The sequence below is a fragment of the Azospirillum endophyticum genome (assembly GCF_016595245.1).
GTDB classification, from domain to species: Bacteria; Pseudomonadota; Alphaproteobacteria; order Azospirillales; family Azospirillaceae; genus Azospirillum; species Azospirillum endophyticum.
The window spans coordinates 36,870-51,428 of sequence record NZ_JAENHM010000059.1 but is presented as its reverse complement, the minus strand read 5'-3'; the positions used below and the strand labels follow the sequence as shown (position 1 = coordinate 51,428).

14 protein-coding genes are annotated in these 14,559 nt (G+C 69.6%); 6 read left to right on the top strand and 8 right to left on the bottom strand.

What is annotated here, in order from left to right:
* Positions 1 to 133: 133 nt before the first annotated feature.
* The gene (locus tag JHL17_RS20810) at positions 134 to 322 is read right to left on the bottom strand and encodes a hypothetical protein (protein WP_200196025.1); all 189 of its coding nucleotides are present in this window, start codon (positions 320 to 322) and stop codon (positions 134 to 136) included.
* A 132-nt stretch (positions 323 to 454) separates the two neighbouring features.
* Complete coding sequence (locus JHL17_RS20805; RefSeq protein WP_345773848.1) at positions 455 to 1,912, bottom strand: DNA recombination protein RmuC; 1,458 nt, start codon at positions 1,910 to 1,912, stop codon at positions 455 to 457.
* A gap of 149 nt (positions 1,913 to 2,061) precedes the next feature.
* Here JHL17_RS20805 and JHL17_RS20800 point away from each other — a divergent pair, with 149 nt between their 5' ends.
* Positions 2,062 to 2,655: an NUDIX hydrolase gene (locus tag JHL17_RS20800; protein ID WP_200196023.1), complete on the top strand. Its 594-nt coding sequence runs from the start codon at positions 2,062 to 2,064 to the stop codon at positions 2,653 to 2,655.
* A gap of 24 nt (positions 2,656 to 2,679) precedes the next feature.
* On the opposite strand, the gene JHL17_RS20795 is transcribed toward JHL17_RS20800, so the two are convergent.
* Positions 2,680 to 3,894 (bottom strand): ChaN family lipoprotein, encoded by a 1,215-nt coding sequence (locus JHL17_RS20795; RefSeq protein WP_247893710.1) that lies wholly within the window; start codon positions 3,892 to 3,894, stop codon positions 2,680 to 2,682.
* 290 nt (positions 3,895 to 4,184) lie between these two features.
* Between JHL17_RS20795 and JHL17_RS20790 the strand changes: the two genes are divergently transcribed.
* Positions 4,185 to 4,922, top strand: a complete 738-nt coding sequence (locus JHL17_RS20790) for an SDR family NAD(P)-dependent oxidoreductase (RefSeq protein ID WP_098739178.1) — start codon at positions 4,185 to 4,187, stop codon at positions 4,920 to 4,922.
* A gap of 132 nt (positions 4,923 to 5,054) precedes the next feature.
* On the opposite strand, the gene JHL17_RS20785 is transcribed toward JHL17_RS20790, so the two are convergent.
* Positions 5,055 to 6,218, bottom strand: a complete 1,164-nt coding sequence (locus JHL17_RS20785) for a pyridoxal phosphate-dependent aminotransferase (protein ID WP_200196021.1) — start codon at positions 6,216 to 6,218, stop codon at positions 5,055 to 5,057.
* Positions 6,219 to 6,265: 47 nt separating this feature from the next.
* The gene (locus JHL17_RS20780) at positions 6,266 to 7,585 is read right to left on the bottom strand and encodes a gamma-glutamyltransferase (protein WP_247893709.1); all 1,320 of its coding nucleotides are present in this window, start codon (positions 7,583 to 7,585) and stop codon (positions 6,266 to 6,268) included.
* Between the two features lie 67 nt (positions 7,586 to 7,652).
* Between JHL17_RS20780 and JHL17_RS20775 the strand changes: the two genes are divergently transcribed.
* From JHL17_RS20775 to JHL17_RS20760, 4 genes are all read left to right on the top strand, one after another.
* Positions 7,653 to 9,029: a M48 family metalloprotease gene (locus JHL17_RS20775; RefSeq protein WP_200196019.1), complete on the top strand. Its 1,377-nt coding sequence runs from the start codon at positions 7,653 to 7,655 to the stop codon at positions 9,027 to 9,029.
* A 161-nt stretch (positions 9,030 to 9,190) separates the two neighbouring features.
* Positions 9,191 to 10,633, top strand: coding sequence for an esterase-like activity of phytase family protein (locus JHL17_RS20770; RefSeq protein WP_200196017.1), 1,443 nt, complete (start codon positions 9,191 to 9,193; stop codon positions 10,631 to 10,633).
* A gap of 119 nt (positions 10,634 to 10,752) precedes the next feature.
* Positions 10,753 to 11,520, top strand: coding sequence for a DsbA family protein (locus JHL17_RS20765; protein WP_200196015.1), 768 nt, complete (start codon positions 10,753 to 10,755; stop codon positions 11,518 to 11,520).
* 13 nt (positions 11,521 to 11,533) lie between these two features.
* Entirely contained in the window at positions 11,534 to 12,163 is a 630-nt protein-coding gene (locus JHL17_RS20760; protein WP_247893707.1) for an HAD family hydrolase, read from the top strand.
* 22 nt (positions 12,164 to 12,185) lie between these two features.
* On the opposite strand, the gene JHL17_RS20755 is transcribed toward JHL17_RS20760, so the two are convergent.
* The 3 genes from JHL17_RS20755 to JHL17_RS20745 form a co-directional block, all read right to left on the bottom strand.
* Entirely contained in the window at positions 12,186 to 12,854 is a 669-nt protein-coding gene (locus JHL17_RS20755) for an MT-A70 family methyltransferase (protein ID WP_200196013.1), read from the bottom strand.
* Positions 12,855 to 12,982: 128 nt separating this feature from the next.
* A complete protein-coding gene (locus JHL17_RS20750) occupies positions 12,983 to 13,690 on the bottom strand; it encodes a Crp/Fnr family transcriptional regulator (protein WP_247893706.1) in 708 nt (235 codons plus the stop codon).
* Positions 13,687 to 14,304 (bottom strand): YgjV family protein, encoded by a 618-nt coding sequence (locus JHL17_RS20745; protein ID WP_200196011.1) that lies wholly within the window; start codon positions 14,302 to 14,304, stop codon positions 13,687 to 13,689. The genes JHL17_RS20750 and JHL17_RS20745 overlap by 4 nt, the downstream gene beginning before the upstream one ends.
* Positions 14,305 to 14,559: the final 255 nt, after the last annotated feature.

The following is a 14,559-nucleotide window of genomic DNA, read 5'->3' as shown; positions in this document are numbered from 1 at the left end:
TAAACCAATTGTGACAAGCAAAAAGCTTGCTGGATTATCGGTCGAAACAGAAATGATATTTCGTTATGCGCTCTGCATCAGGATTGTGCGAAGCCTGCGCAAGGACCGGCCGGCCGAAGCGCCGGATGGGTCGTCACGTCAGGGCCAAGGTGCCGATCCAGCCGACCAGCGTGAGGATCACCAGCATCACCAGAAGCGCCACGATCACCGCATTGGTCCGGCGAATCGAACGGCAACGCGGGCACCCTTCGGCGGCAGCCGGATAGCGGTGGGTGCAGCGCTCGCAGCGGACGGTCTGCTCGGTTCCGGTCTGGTCCGTCATCTGTGGCTTCCATGAGATCGACGACTATGAGGCCGCATGGATAGCACGGCCGCCGCACCGCAGCGTCGACAACCTGCGGCAGGGCACCGTCCCGGGTGAGGCGAAATGTCGCGCAATTCGGACCGGCGCCGGTCAATCGGCTGCGGTGCTCTCGATCGGCGGCACGGCGCGCAGTTCGGTCGCCTGCAGACGGCGCGGGCTGTGGTCCAGGGGCTCCAGCAGCGGCATCTCCGACCCTTCCGGCGCGGCATGCAGATCACGGAAGCGCCGTGCGCTGACCAGCACCCGCGATTCCAGGGTCCCGACCGCGCTGTTGTAGCAGCCGACGGCCTTGTCCAGCTGCCCGCCCAGCCGCTCCATATGGCCGCCCAGGTCGGCCAACCGCTTGTACAGCTCGGCACCGAGAATGCTGATTTCACGCGCATTGTCGGCCAGCCGCTCCTGCCGCCAACCATAGGCGACGGCGCGCAGCAGCGCGATCAGGGTGGTCGGGGTCGCCAGGATGACTCGGTGGTCGATGCCGGCCTCGATCAGCGCCGGATCCTGCTCCAGCGCCGCGGAGAAGAAGTTCTCGCCGGGCAGGAACAGCACGACGAATTCCGGGCTGTCGTCGAATTGGTCCCAATAGCCCTTGGTGCCGAGCTGCTTCATATGCTCGCGCACATGGCGGGCATGGCGGATCATGCCGTCGCGCCGTGCCGGGTCCTCCGCCGCCTGGATGCCGTCGAGATAGCCTTCCAACGGCGTCTTGGCGTCGACCACGATCGTCTTGCCGCCGGGCAGCGTGACGATCAGGTCGGGCCGCAGCCGGCCGCCGTCGACCGCCACCTGTTCGACGAAGTCGCAATGGTCGAGCATCCCCGCCATCTCGCAGACCCGGCGCAGCTGGATTTCGCCCCAGCGCCCGCGCGCCGCCGGCGTCCGCAAGGCCCGGACGAGGTTGCCGGTCTCGGTCCGCAACTCGCTTTGTGTTTCCACCAGCGACAGCACCTGCTGCTTGAGCCCCTCATAGGCGCCGGCCCGCGTGCTTTCCAATTCGCGGATCTGGCGGTCCATCGCCTCCAGCGTCTGGCGCACCGGATCGACGATCGCGGCGATGGCGGTCTGGCGCTTGTCGAGATCACCCTTGGCCTGTTCCTGGAAGCCGGTCAGCGTCTCCCGCGCCAGATCGAGGAAGCTGCGGTTGTTCTGGTGCAGCGCTTCCGCCGACAGCGCCTTGAAGCTGTCGGCCAGCGCCGCCTGGGCACGTTCCAGCAGCGCCATCTTCTCCGCTGCCGCGGTGCGTTCGGCCTCCAGCCGGGTGGACATCTGGGCATGGCGTTCGCGGGCGTCGGCGACCTCGCCGTGCAGGCGGGCGATCTGATGGTCGCGCGCCTCGATCTCCTCGCGCAGATCGTCCTCGATCCGTTCGGCGAGATCGAGGCGGGTGGCGAACTCCGCATGCAGGGCTGCTGCGGCCGCCTCCGCCCGGCCGGCAGCGGCACGCAGCACCGCCCAGGAGACGGCGGCGCCCAGCAGCAGACCGGCCGCCAGCCCGATCGCCAGCGAGACGCCATCCACAACCATCCCGTTCACCAGGAACTGCGTCACCCCGACTCCCCCCCACCCCAGAGATGGCGACAGCCTATCGGAACGAATCGCGAATTGGAACAGGCCGCGAACGGATACGGGAGCCGCAACGGTCGGGCTCCCGCTTTCTCCGCTTGCCCAGCGAAGGATGCGGCGCCATATCGGATGGCATGCCAGACGAGAAGATCACCGACGCCAAACCCGCCGATTGCGCCCCGGACTGCGGGGGGCCGCGCGTCCGTGGCATCCCGCCCGGCGAGGACCGTGAACGGCTGATGTGCCCGGACTGCGGTTACATCGCCTATCAGAACCCGCTGATCGTGGTGGGCGCCGTGGCGACCTGGGAGGATGGCCGCATCCTGCTCTGCCGCCGCGCCATCGAGCCGCGCAAGGGCTTCTGGACCCTGCCCGCCGGCTATATGGAAGAGCGCGAGAGCACCCGCGAGGGCGCCGCCCGCGAAGCCTGGGAGGAGGCGCGGGCGCGCATCGACATCGACCATCTGCTGGCGATCTACGACATCCCGCGCATCAGCCAGGTCCAGATGATCTTCCGCGCCCGCCTGCTGTCCCCCGACGTCGAGCCCGGCCCGGAAAGCCTGGATGTCGGCCTGTTCGCCTGGAAGGACATCCCTTGGAGCGAGCTTGCCTTCCCGACCGTCGTCTGGGCCCTGCGCGAGCACCATGAGCGGCTCGGCCGGACGGACTGCGCCCCGGCGGTCAATCCCACGCCCGATGCGCTGGCACGGTGGGAGACGATGCTGTAGCGGCCGGACGGCCGCCGTCGCAGGCTACCGGACCTCTGCCGGGAACTTCGCCACCACCTCCCGCTCCGCCCCGTCCCGGCGGATGGTCAGAGGCAGCCAGGTGCCGGGCGCCTGACGGCGGATCACCGCCACCAGATCGGCCGGCGCGCGCACCGGGAGGCCGGCGGCGATCAGGATGCGGTCGCCGATGCGCAGCCCGGCCGCCGCGGCCACGCTGCCGTCGCCGACCGTTCCCACGACGATCCCCTCCGGGCCGGGTTCGAGCTGAACGCCCAGCTTGGGCCGCTGCGGTTCGGCATCCTCCCTCCCAATCCCCAGGCCGAAGACGGCATCGGCGATGCGGCCGTCCAGTTCGTCGCAGCCGCGGTCGGCATCCCAGGGCAGCAGCACCGCGGAGTCGCCGATGCCGAGATCGGCCAGCTGGTGCGGCACCCCCTCCCGTCCGGCGACATGCCCTTCGCCGAGAATGCCGACCACGATGCGGCCGGTGGTCCGGCGGGTCTCGGCGATCTTCTCCGCCATCGCCCGGTCCCAGACACCCTGCGCCTCGATGAAGCGCGTGGCCGCACTGTTGGCAGCATCGTCGGGCGCGGCGGAGCGGGCCTCCGACCGGTCATGCGCCGCCAGCGTCTCGATCAGACGGCTGCGGTAGGCCGCCGTCGGGGCGGCGGGTGTGCCGACGCCCTCGCGGTCGGCCTCCGGGATCGCGGCCCAGCCGTTGCGGGCGGTGCGGCTGATCAGCGCGCGGTCCACGTTCAGCGCCACCACCGGCAGCCGGTGCAGGCGGGCGAATTGCAGGATCGGCAGGTAGAATTGCGGGTCGAAGCCCCAGACCGTGCGCCAGTCCGTCTCCTTGAGGAACTCGCCCTCCGTCATCTCTCCCGCCACCCAGCGGTCGAGCACCGGCTGCAGCCGGCGCGGCAGCATCTCCATCCCGACGGCGAGATCGGGGTTCAGCGCGTGCAGCCCGGCCAAAGTGTGGAGCTGCCAGCGGTGATGGTCGGCCTTGTCATGCTGTTCTCCCAGCAGGACCACCGGCGCCTCGGCAAGGCGGCGCAGCAGCGGCACCGGCTCCATCGCCGCGCCGGTGCCGTCGGCCCAGGCGCCGGGCGGCAGGCAGCCGACGCGCCCGGCGTCCGCTGCCCAGGCGGGAGCGGTCAAGGACAGCACCGCGGCGGTCAGCGCGGCGAAGTGGAGGCGCGGAGCGGCTGCGGCGGGACGGAAGGGCTGGCGCGGCAAGGGCTGGCTCCGTCGGTGCGGGGATTGCGCCAAGGTTGGAACTGCCGGACGCAACGTCAATGGACGGCGATGGGCCGGGCCGGCGATTGCGTCGTTCGGCCGCGCCCGACGCAACGCAGGGGTCGTCCGCGCCGGCGGATGACAGGCGGGGCGGCGGCGGGTAGGATCGCCGCAGGCGGTGGACCACCGGCGGATCGGGAGCGCCCGCCTCCCGCATCCGGATCTCCCGAGGCCATTCCCAGGGTGTCCGCTTCCCCGCCGACCGCAATCATTCGTGAAGCGCAGCCCCCATGCCGCACCGCAAAGTCGTCATTCTCACCGGCGCCAGCCGGGGTATCGGACACGCCACCGTCACCCGGTTCAGCAACGAAGGCTGGCGCGTGATCTCCTGCTCGCGCGAGGATGTGCCGGCCCATTGCCGGCGCGATCCCAACTGGACCCACCATATCCCGGCCGACCTGTCGGACCCGGCCAGCCGCGCCGCCTTCGTCGAGGAGGCCAACAAGGCGCTGGACGGCGCGCCGCTGCACGCCCTGATCAACAATGCCGGCATCTCGCCCAAGACCCCGATCAAGGAACGGCTCGGCTGCCTGAACGGCTCGATCGAGGGCTGGCACCGGGTGTTCGAGCTGAACTTCTTCGCCGCCCTGGTGCTGGCGCGCGGCTTCGCCGCCCCGCTGTCGCGGGCGAAGGGGGCGATCGTCAACGTCACCTCCATCGCCGGCCATTCGGTGCATCCCTTCGCCGGTTCGGCCTATTCGACCTCGAAGGCGGCACTGTCCGGTCTGACCCGCGAAATGGCGGTGGAGTTCGCCGAGATCGGCGTCCGCGTCAACGCCGTCGCCCCCGGCGAGATCGAGACCGCGATGACCGGCCCGGAATACGACGTGCTGATTCCGCGCATCCCGCTGAAGCGCATGGGCACGCCGGAGGATGTCGCCGCGGTGATCTTCTATCTCTGCGGACCGGATTCTGCCTATGTGACGGGGACGGAGACCTTCATCACCGGCGGGCAGCATCTGTTCTGAAGGGGATGAGTGTTTGCGGAGTTAACCCCCCTACCTTAATCCTCCCCCGCTGGGCGGGGGAGGAAACTGGTACTGATCCGGGAGAGCCGCGGCAGTCCCTCCCCCGCCCAGCGGGGGAGGTTAGGTGGGGGTCTAAAGCCCCGCCTTCCAGGCGATCAGCCGCCGCGCCGCCTCGGCGATGGTCGCCTCCGACCCGGCGAAACTGAAGCGCAGGAACCGCCGGCCGCGGGCGGTGTCGAAATCGATGCCGGGGGTGCAGGCGATGCCCGTCTCCTCCAGGATCCGTTTCGCCAGCGCCTCGCTGTCGTCGGTCATGTCCGACACGTCGGCATAGATGTAGAAGGCCCCGTCGGCCGGGGCCATCTTCGTGAAGCCGGCCTTCGGCAGCTCCTCCAGCAGCAGCGCCCGGTTGCGGGCATAGCGGGCGACGTGGCCGTCCAGCTCCTCCGTGCAGTCGAAGGCGGCGACCGCCGAAACCTGGCTCAGCGTCGGCGCGGAGATGAACAGGTTCTGCGCCAGGCATTCGACCGACCGCAGCAGGTCGTCCGGCACGATCATCCAGCCCAGCCGCCAGCCGGTCATCGAGAAATACTTGGAGAAGCTGTTGACCACCAGCGCCTGGTCGTTCACCTCGGCCGCGGTGACCGCGGCGGTGCCATAGGTCAGGCCATGGTAGATCTCGTCCGACACCATGCGCACACCGTTGGCGCGGCACCAGTCGGACAGGGCGGTCAGCTCCTCCCGGCTCAGCATCGTGCCGGTCGGGTTGGCCGGGCTCGCGACGATCAGCCCCTGCACCGGCTCGTCCAGCGCCTCCAGCAACTCCACCGTCGGCTGGAAACGATGCTCCGGCCCGGTCGGCAGCTCCACCGGAACGACGCCGGCCGCGGTCAGGGTGTGGCGGTAGGCGGGATAGCTGGGCGACGCCATCGCCACCCGGTCGCCCGGATCGAAGGCGGCCAGGAAGCCGAGCTGGAAGGCGCCCGACGATCCGGTGGTGACGACCACCCGCCGCTCCGGCACGTCGACGCCGTAGCGCTCCTTGTACCATTTGGCGATGGCCGCGCGCAGCGGCGGGATGCCCAGCGCGCCGGTGTAGCCCAGCGGGTCGGTGCCGACCACCGCGGTGGCCGCCGCCTGCACCACGCCCTTCGGCGCGCCGCTGGAGGGCTGTCCCACCTCCATATGCAGGACCTCCAGGCCGGCGGCCTCGCGCTCGGCCGCGGCACGCATCACTTCCATCACGAAGAAGGGCGGGATGGCGCCCCGCTTGGAAACCTTGGGCTGCTTGCTCATGATCATCCGTCTCTAACTGTCTTAAGCCACGCCGTTTTCCGGCGAGATCACTCCCGCTTGCGTTCGCTTTCCACGGTCAACGCAAGGCTGCCCGCGCGCGGGTCGTTCGCCGCCTGGCAATAGCGGACGCCGTCCTCCACCGAAACCCGGCAGCCGACGAAGCTGACGCGGCCGGGAATGGACTGCGGACGAGCGGCCTGGATCTGCGGGGCGGTGGACTTGTCCTCCAGCCCGGCCGGAAGGGCAACCGACAGCAGCGCCGCCGGGCCGGCGGCCGGGCCGTCGTCGCCATTGGCGGTGCCGACGCCGGCGAACAGGGTGCGGCCGATGATGGAGTTGGCGATCAGCGCCGGCGCGCCGAAACCGCCGCGATCGACGCCCTGTGCCACCAGCATGCCGGTCCCCGGGATGCCGCGGCCGGTGCCGAAGGGCGCCCCCTGGGTGAAGGCGCAGGCGGCGCCGTTTTCGTCCACGTCGATCACCATGACCCCGGCCCCGGCGGCAGTCGCGCCCCTGCCGGTGGCACCGAGCACTTGCGCGGCATGGGTGGCGCGCTCGGCCGGCGGCAGCGATGCGACCGCCTTCCAGGCCTGGATCAGGGCGGCACCGGACTCCGGTTCGTCCAGGTCGGGAACATGCAGGTCGGAGATGTCGAAGGGCACGGTCAGCGTGCCGCCGACACGCGGCTGGTAGGCGCGCAGCTGCGCCGGGTCGATGCCGGCGCCCTGGGCGACCGTCGCGGCGAGCGGCCCGTTGTAGAAGGCGCCCACCCCCTGCCGCCGCAGGACCGACAGGGTCGCGGCCAGTTCCGGCTGGCCGATCATCGCGCCGACGGCGGGAGTGCCGGCCCCGAAGAAGCGGCGACGCGTCTCGGAGTCGGGCGCCAGCCGCCCGCCGAAGGCGCCGAGATCCTGCACCAGCGCGCGGCTGAGGCCGGGGGAGAACTGGGCCAGCTGTTCCGCCGGGGAGATCACCTGCTCCCACCGCATCACGCCGGCGGCGGCCTGGACGGCGTAGAGGCCGCGCGCCATCGCCGGCATGGCGACGCCGCCCGCCCCAGCGGGACGCGGCAGGAAATCGATGGTGCGCGCCTTCTTCGACGCGGCGTCGAACAGCACGCAGACGCCGCCGCCGGCCAGCCCGACGCGCGACGGCAGGGTGGCGGTCATCGCCAGCGCCATCGCCGCCACCGCGTCGCCGGCCTTGCCGCCCTGGGCGATGATGTCGCGCCCGACGCCGGCGGCATAGGGTTCGTCGGCGACGACGAAGCTCTGCACCGTGGCGTCGGTCTTGAACTTGGTGTTGACGCAGCCCGAAAGCAGTGATGCAGCTATGGCAACCGCGCCCAACCGTTGCCAGATTTGCAAGCGAGTGTGTCGCGGCCTCCGCCGGTCGCGCGCGGGGGTCCGCTGTTCAAAGCCGGAGGTCGTCACGGTGCGCAAGCCCAGCAGGCTGGTTTCGGTCGTCGCCATCATGTCCGTATGTCTGATGTCGCTGGTGTGGGGAGCGCCACCGGCGAGCGCGCAGCGCCGGTCGGAGATGCAAATCCTCAGCGACGCCGAGACGGACCATATCATCCGCAAGATGGCCCGGCCAATCTTCCAGGCTGCCGGCATCGACCCGGAATCGGTGCAGATCCTGCTGATCAACGACCCGTCGGTGAACGCCTTCGTCGCCGGCGGCCAGAACATCTTCATCCACACCGGGCTGCTGCTGGACGTCGACAACGCCGACCAGCTGCTGGGCGTCATCGCGCACGAGACCGGCCACATCGCCGGCGGCCATCTGGTGCGCGGGGCGGAGGCGATGGACAACGCCTTCCTCGCCTCGCTGCTCGGCATGGGCCTTGGCATCGCCGGCGGTCTGGCCTCGCGCAATGCCGGGGCCGGGGCGGCCGGCGTCATGCTGGGCCAGCATCTGGCGGAGCGGAACTACCTGTCCTTCTCCCGCACGCAGGAGGCCTCGGCCGACCAGGCCGGCCTCTCCTTCCTGGAGCAGTCGGGCATCTCCGCCAAGGGGATGGAGACCTTCCTGGAGAAGCTGGGCGTCAACGATCCGCTGATGAACGACCGCGACGCCGGCTATCGCCTGACCCACCCGCTGACCCGCGAGCGCATCGATGCGGTGAAGGCCTTCGTCGCCCGCTCCCGCTACAGCAACGCCCAGCTGCCGTCGGCGACGGAGGCCGACCTGCGGCGCGTCCAGGCCAAGCTTTACGGCTATCTCGACCCGCGCGGCGCCTTGCAGCGCTACAAGGCGAACGATCCCTCGCCGGCCGCCCGCTACGGCCGCGCCTATGCCTATTTCCGCCAGGGCGACGTCAAGCAGGCGGCGCCGCTGGTCGACGGGCTGATCGCCGACGAGCCGAAGAACCCCTACCTCTACGAGATGAAGGGCGACCTGATGCTGCAGACCGGCCGGGCGCCGGATGCGGTGGCCCCGTACCGGAAGGCCATCGAGATGGCCGGGGCCGATGCCGGAACGATCCGCGTCTCCCTCGCCCATTCCCTGCTGGAACAGCATGATCCCCGCCTGGCGGACGAGGCGCTGAAGAATCTCCAGATCGCGTCCAAGGGCAAGGCGCAATCGGCCTTCCTGTGGCGGCTGACGGCGCAGGCCTGGAGCATGAAGAAGAACGACGGCATGGTCGCCTACGCCACCGCCGAGGAGGCGCTGGCGAGAGGCGACATGCCGATGGCCAAGGCCCAAGCGGAGCGAGCGGAAAAGATGCTGCCCGCCGGGTCGCCCGGCTGGCTGCGCGCCCAGGACATCCGCGGCCAGACCGGCGGCGCCGACAAGGAGTCGCGCTGACGGGTGGGGCATACGACCATGGCGTCCTTCGGGTAACGCAATGGTCATCGAACCGTCCCCGCCGCGTCATCGCCGCTTGCTATTCCGCGGATATCGAGCGCGCGCCGAAGGCCGATTGCCGGCCGATCCGGGCGCGCGGTTCCGTCCACGGAGTACACCGCATGCCGACCCTCCGTCCGAGATCCGGGCCGAAGTCCTGGATAAAGTCCGGGCGCGGCGCCCTGCTCGCCACCGCCACCCTCCTGACCGCCAGCCTGGGCGCCGCCGTCCCGGCGCATGCCCAGGACCAGCAGGCCAAGCACTACCCCGCCGCGCTCGCCGGCCATGCCGTGCTGCCGGCCGACACGCTGGTGCAGGCGCCGGCCGATGCCGGACCGCTGTTCGCCACCGCCGGCAAGTTCACCAACGCCGACCGCAAGCGGGTGGACGCCGTGGGCAGCATCCGTGCCACCTCCTTCGCCGCCGATCCCAAGGCCCCGCGCGAGACCGAGATCCTGCTGCCGGTCGCGGGACAGGCGGTGCAGGGCTTCTCCGCCGTCGTGCCGCAGGGCAACGGCGAGTTCCTGGCCCTGACCGACAACGGCTTCGGCAGCAAGGTGAACTCGGTCGACGCCCTGCTGATGGTCCACCGCGTCAAGCCGGACTGGCAGAGCGGCGCCATGCAGCGGCTGGAAACCATCTTCCTGCGCGATCCCGACCGCAAGGTCCCCTTCGCCATCGTCAACGAGAACACCGCCAGCCGCTACCTGACCGGCGCCGATTTCGACCCCGAATCGCTGGTGGTGCAGGCCGATCGCCTGTTCATCGGCGACGAGTTCGGCCCCTATATCCTGGAGCTGAGCCGCGACGGGGTGGTGATCGCGGTGCATGAGACGATGGTCGACGGCAAGCCGGCCCGCTCGCCCGACCATTACCGCAACAACGGCCTGCCGGCGGTGCCGGGCGCCGTCAGCTTCGAGGTCCGCCGCTCCCGCGGGTTCGAACCGATGGGCGTGTCGCCGGACGGCAAGACCCTGTACCCGTCGCTGGAAGGCCCGCTGTGGAACGCCGCGGCGAACGGCTTCGAGAACAAGGACGGGCGCTACTACACCCGCATCCTCGAATTCGACGTCGCCGGCCGCAGCTACACCGGCAAGTCCTGGAAGTACAGGCTGGAGGACAACGCCAACGTCGTCGCCGACATGGCGATGATCGACGCCGGCAGCGCGCTGGTGATCGAGCGCGACGACACCACCGAAGGGGCGAAGACCCAGGCCTGCCAGGGCGAGGTTAAGCCCGACTGCTTCAACGCGCCGGCCGCCTTCAAGCGCATCTACAAGATCGACATCGCTGGGGCCGATGCCGACGGCTTCGTCCGCAAGGTCGGCTACATCGACCTGACCGACATCGCCGATCCCGACCACAAGGCGCGCGCCGGGCAGGCGCCGGAAGGCCGCTTCGTCATGCCCCATCTCGGGCCGGAGGGAGTGAACATCGTCGACGCCGACCACATCGTCGTCGTCAACGACAACAACCTGCCCTACTCCACCGGCCGGACCATCGGCAAGGCCGACGGCGACGAGATGGCGCTGCTGTCGGTGGGCGAGCTGCTGCGCGCCCGCTGACGCGCCGATCGCCCAAACGTGAAGTCCGGGCAAGCGCTTTGCACTTGTCCGGACCCGATTGTCGGTCCAGTGTGGGCGGCCCTCGGCCCAACTCCCTACGCGTTTCGGAGACCGCCCCCATGCGCCCCGCCTTGCCGTTCCTGCGTTCCGCCCTGCTGGCCCTGCCCGTCGCGGCGCTGGCGCTGTCCGCCGCCGTTCCGGCCCACGCGCAGTCGGCGGGCTTCGACGGCAACCAGAAGGCCGCCATCGAGAAGATCGTCCGCGATTACCTGATGGAGCATCCGGAGGTGATCCTGCAGGCCGTCGACGCCATGCAGGAACGCCAGAAGACGGCCGAGGCCGAACAGGCGCGCAAGGCCCTGGTCGAGAACAGGCAGGAGCTGACCCGCAGCCCCGCCGACCCAGTCATCGGCAACCCGCAGGGCGACATCACGGTGGTCGAGTTCTTCGATTACCAGTGCGGCTACTGCAAGGCGGTGCAGGCCGACACGCAGTCGCTGATCAAGGGCGATCCCAAGCTGCGCTTCGTGCTGAAGGAGTTCCCGATCCTGGGGCCGGCGTCCGTCGTCGCCTCCAAGGCGGCGCTCGCGTCGCGCGGGCAGGGCAAATACGTGGAATTCCACAATGCCCTGATGGCCCAGCGCGGCCAGCTGGACGAGGCCGTCATCATGCGCCTCGCCAAGTCGGTCGGGCTCGACACCGACCGGCTGAAGAAGGACATGGAATCGCCGGACGTCCTGAAGGTGATCGCCGCAAACCAAGCTCTGGCGGAAAAGCTCAACATCCGCGGCACCCCGGCCTTCGTCTTCGGCGACGAGCTGGTGCCGGGCGCCATTCGCCTCGAAGACATGAAGCGGCTGGCCGACGCCGCCCGCGCCAAGGGCTGAGGTCGATCCTTCGATGACCGCAATGACTGAGCCGAAGACGCCGACCATCGTCGTCTTCGATGTCGGGCAGGTGCTGATCGAATGGGATCCGCGGCATCTCTACCGCGAACTGTTCGACGGCTATGAAGACCTGATGGAGGATTTCCTCGACCGGGTCTGCACCCCCGCCTGGAACCTGGAGCAGGATCGCGGCCGTCCCTGGACGGATGCGGTCGCCCTGCTGACCGAAGAGCATCCGGACTGCGCCGAGCTGATCCGCGCCTATGACGACATGTGGGAGCGGATGGTGCCCGGCGCGATTCCCGGCACCCCGGACATCCTGGCGGAGCTGAAGGCGCGCGGCGTTCCCGTCTACGCCATCACCAACTTCTCGGTCGACAAGTTCGAGCTGACGCGCAAGCGCTTCGACTTCCTGAACGGCTTCGACGGCATCATCGTTTCGGGTCAGGAAAGGCTGGTGAAGCCCGATCCGGCGATCTACCGGCTGCTGACGGATCGTTACGGCCTCGAAGCGAAAGACTGCTACTTCATCGACGACAACCCCGACAATGTCGAGGCGGCCAGGTCGGTGGGCATGTCGGCGCACCTGTTCTCAGGGGCGGAGGCGCTGCGGCGGGATTTGAAGGCGATCGGGTTGCTGTGAGGGGGCCGACGCCCCCATCCCTTCACTCCGCCGCCGCCTCGCGGTCGGTGGCGGAGTTGAATGCGTAGGTCTTCCAGGTCGGCTCATAGCCGTCGTCGGCCTGATTGCCCCATACCGACCAGTTGGGCCGGGCGCCGCGGGCGAACATTTCCAGATAGGGTCCGGGGCTGCAGGCCTCGATCAGGTCATACTGCTCGTCGGGCTTGCGGCTGTGTTCGCGCTTGCGGCTTTCGATCAGGTTGACCTGGGTGCGGCCGGGCGGCAGCGTGCGGGCCTTCTTGCCGCGCACCCCGAACAGGATCAGCTCGGTCACGTTGCGGAAATAGAAGCCGACGCCCCGCCCATCCGACCCGCCATCCTTGCGCACCTTGTGCCAGATCAGGTTGGTCTTGTACTCGAACCCCCAGCTGCGCATCACCTGCAGACCTTCCGGCAGCAGGGCGTTGGGGACCCAGAGATAGAGATGCGCGGTGGGGGCGGCGATGTCGGCGACCGGCAGGGCGCAGATATCCTCCACCGTCATGGTGCCGTAGCGCGACAGGCGGCGGTGCTCCGGCGCCATCTTGCCGGTGCGGTTGACGAAGCGCCAGGGCGGGTCCGCCATCACGGTGGCGAAGCGCCGGTCACCGGCGAAGGCCACCAGATCCTGCGCCGGATCCGATGCCGCCGCCACCGTCTTGCTGTCGCCCATCGCTGCCTCGAAATCCTGAACAAACCCGGTACTGGGAGGGGTGCAAACTCGCACGGAGGCACAGCGCCGTCAATCCGGTCTGACCGCCCCGCCGACGCTGTCACAGGCGCCGGCGAGGCCACCGGCGGTCACTCCTCCTCGCCCGCCTCGGCCATGGCGCGCAGGGCGCCGCGTTCGGCGACGCTGACGGTCAGGCCCTGGGTCTCCACCCCGACGGCGCGCAGCTTGGCCAGGGCACGCGACAGGGTTTCCGGCTGCATGCCCAGGCGCCGCGCGATCAGCGCCTTGTCGAAGGGAAGCTGGAACTGCGCCGGCCCGTCGCCCGGCGGACAGACGCGCATCAGGAAGGCGGCGACCCGCTGCGGTGCCGGCTGGACCTGAAGCTGTTCGATCTGCGTCACCAGATGGCGCAGCCGGACCGACAGCGAGCCCAGCATGCCGAAGGCGATGCGGTCGTCTTCGCGCAGGCAGCGGGCGAATCCGTCGGCGGTCAGGGTCAGGACGCGCGCATCGGTCACCGCCTCGGCACAGACCGGGAACTTGCCGTCGGCGAACATCGCGGCCTCGGCGAAGCTCTCCGCCGGGCCGATGACATGCACCACCGCCTCCGTCCCGTCGCGGGTCAGGCGGTACAGCTTCACCCAGCCGTCGAACAGGACGAAAAAGCGGTCGGCCGGCTCGTCCTGCAGGAACAGGGTGGTTCCCCGCGCCACCGGACGCACGATGGCGACGCCGCCCAGCAGGGACACCGCCCGGTCGGTCAGTTTGGCGAACAGCGGAATCGCGCGCAGTGTGGCGGCGTCTTCCGCCGACAGGTGGGAATGGTTGACGGTCATGACGGCTTCCCCTCCCCCGCCGCTGGCGGCATCGGTGTCGGTATTCGGGTTGGTGGGACTGTCGAGGACGCCGGCGCCGGCCCGTTGCCGCGCAGCAGCATCCAGGCGTTGACGGCGATCCCGGTGAGGTCCGAGATCATCGCCGGCACCGATCCCACCAGACTGTTGTGCACGAACCAGCAGGGCAATGCCACGAGCATGGTGCCGCGGAAGAGTGCGACCCGCGTCTGGTAGCGGGCAAGGCTGATCAGCGCCATCCCCGCCGCGGCGAAGGCGGAGGGCAGCCCGGCCCAGGTGACGGCCATCACCGCGGCGATCACCGGAAGGATCAGCAGATAGACGATGCGGAAAGCCGGCCGGGTGCCGATCGCCAGCGCCGCCAGCACCTGCAGGGCCGCAAGCGCATTCAGCGCCGCCCCGGTCGGGGCGCCCACCATGGCGAAATGCAGGGCGAAGCAGAGGCAGGGCACGAGCTGCACCAGCAACATGCCGGTCCGGCTGCGGAAGAATGGCCAGAGCATCCCGCCGAGCGTGCCGCAGAAGCCGAACAGCTGTGCCGCGGACCATCCACCGGCACCGGCAAGCGGGAGCAAGTCGGTCAAAAACTCGCTCATGCCGAATCGCGCCTTCGACAGTTTGGGGCAGCAATGGAGGGGAAAGCCGGGCGAACAAGCGAGGCGGCAGCGGCCTGTCGGGCTGCGCCGGCCGCCCCGGAGGGCGGCGCCAAGCAGCGAACTTGGAAAGAAGCGATGACAGGGCGGAAGACACACGCAACGAACAGCCGGGCCGAACCGCGCCACGGCCGGATCACTCACGAGCCAGGACCGCAAAAAGCAGCATAACAAAAGACAAGAACGCACGGCGCCCCC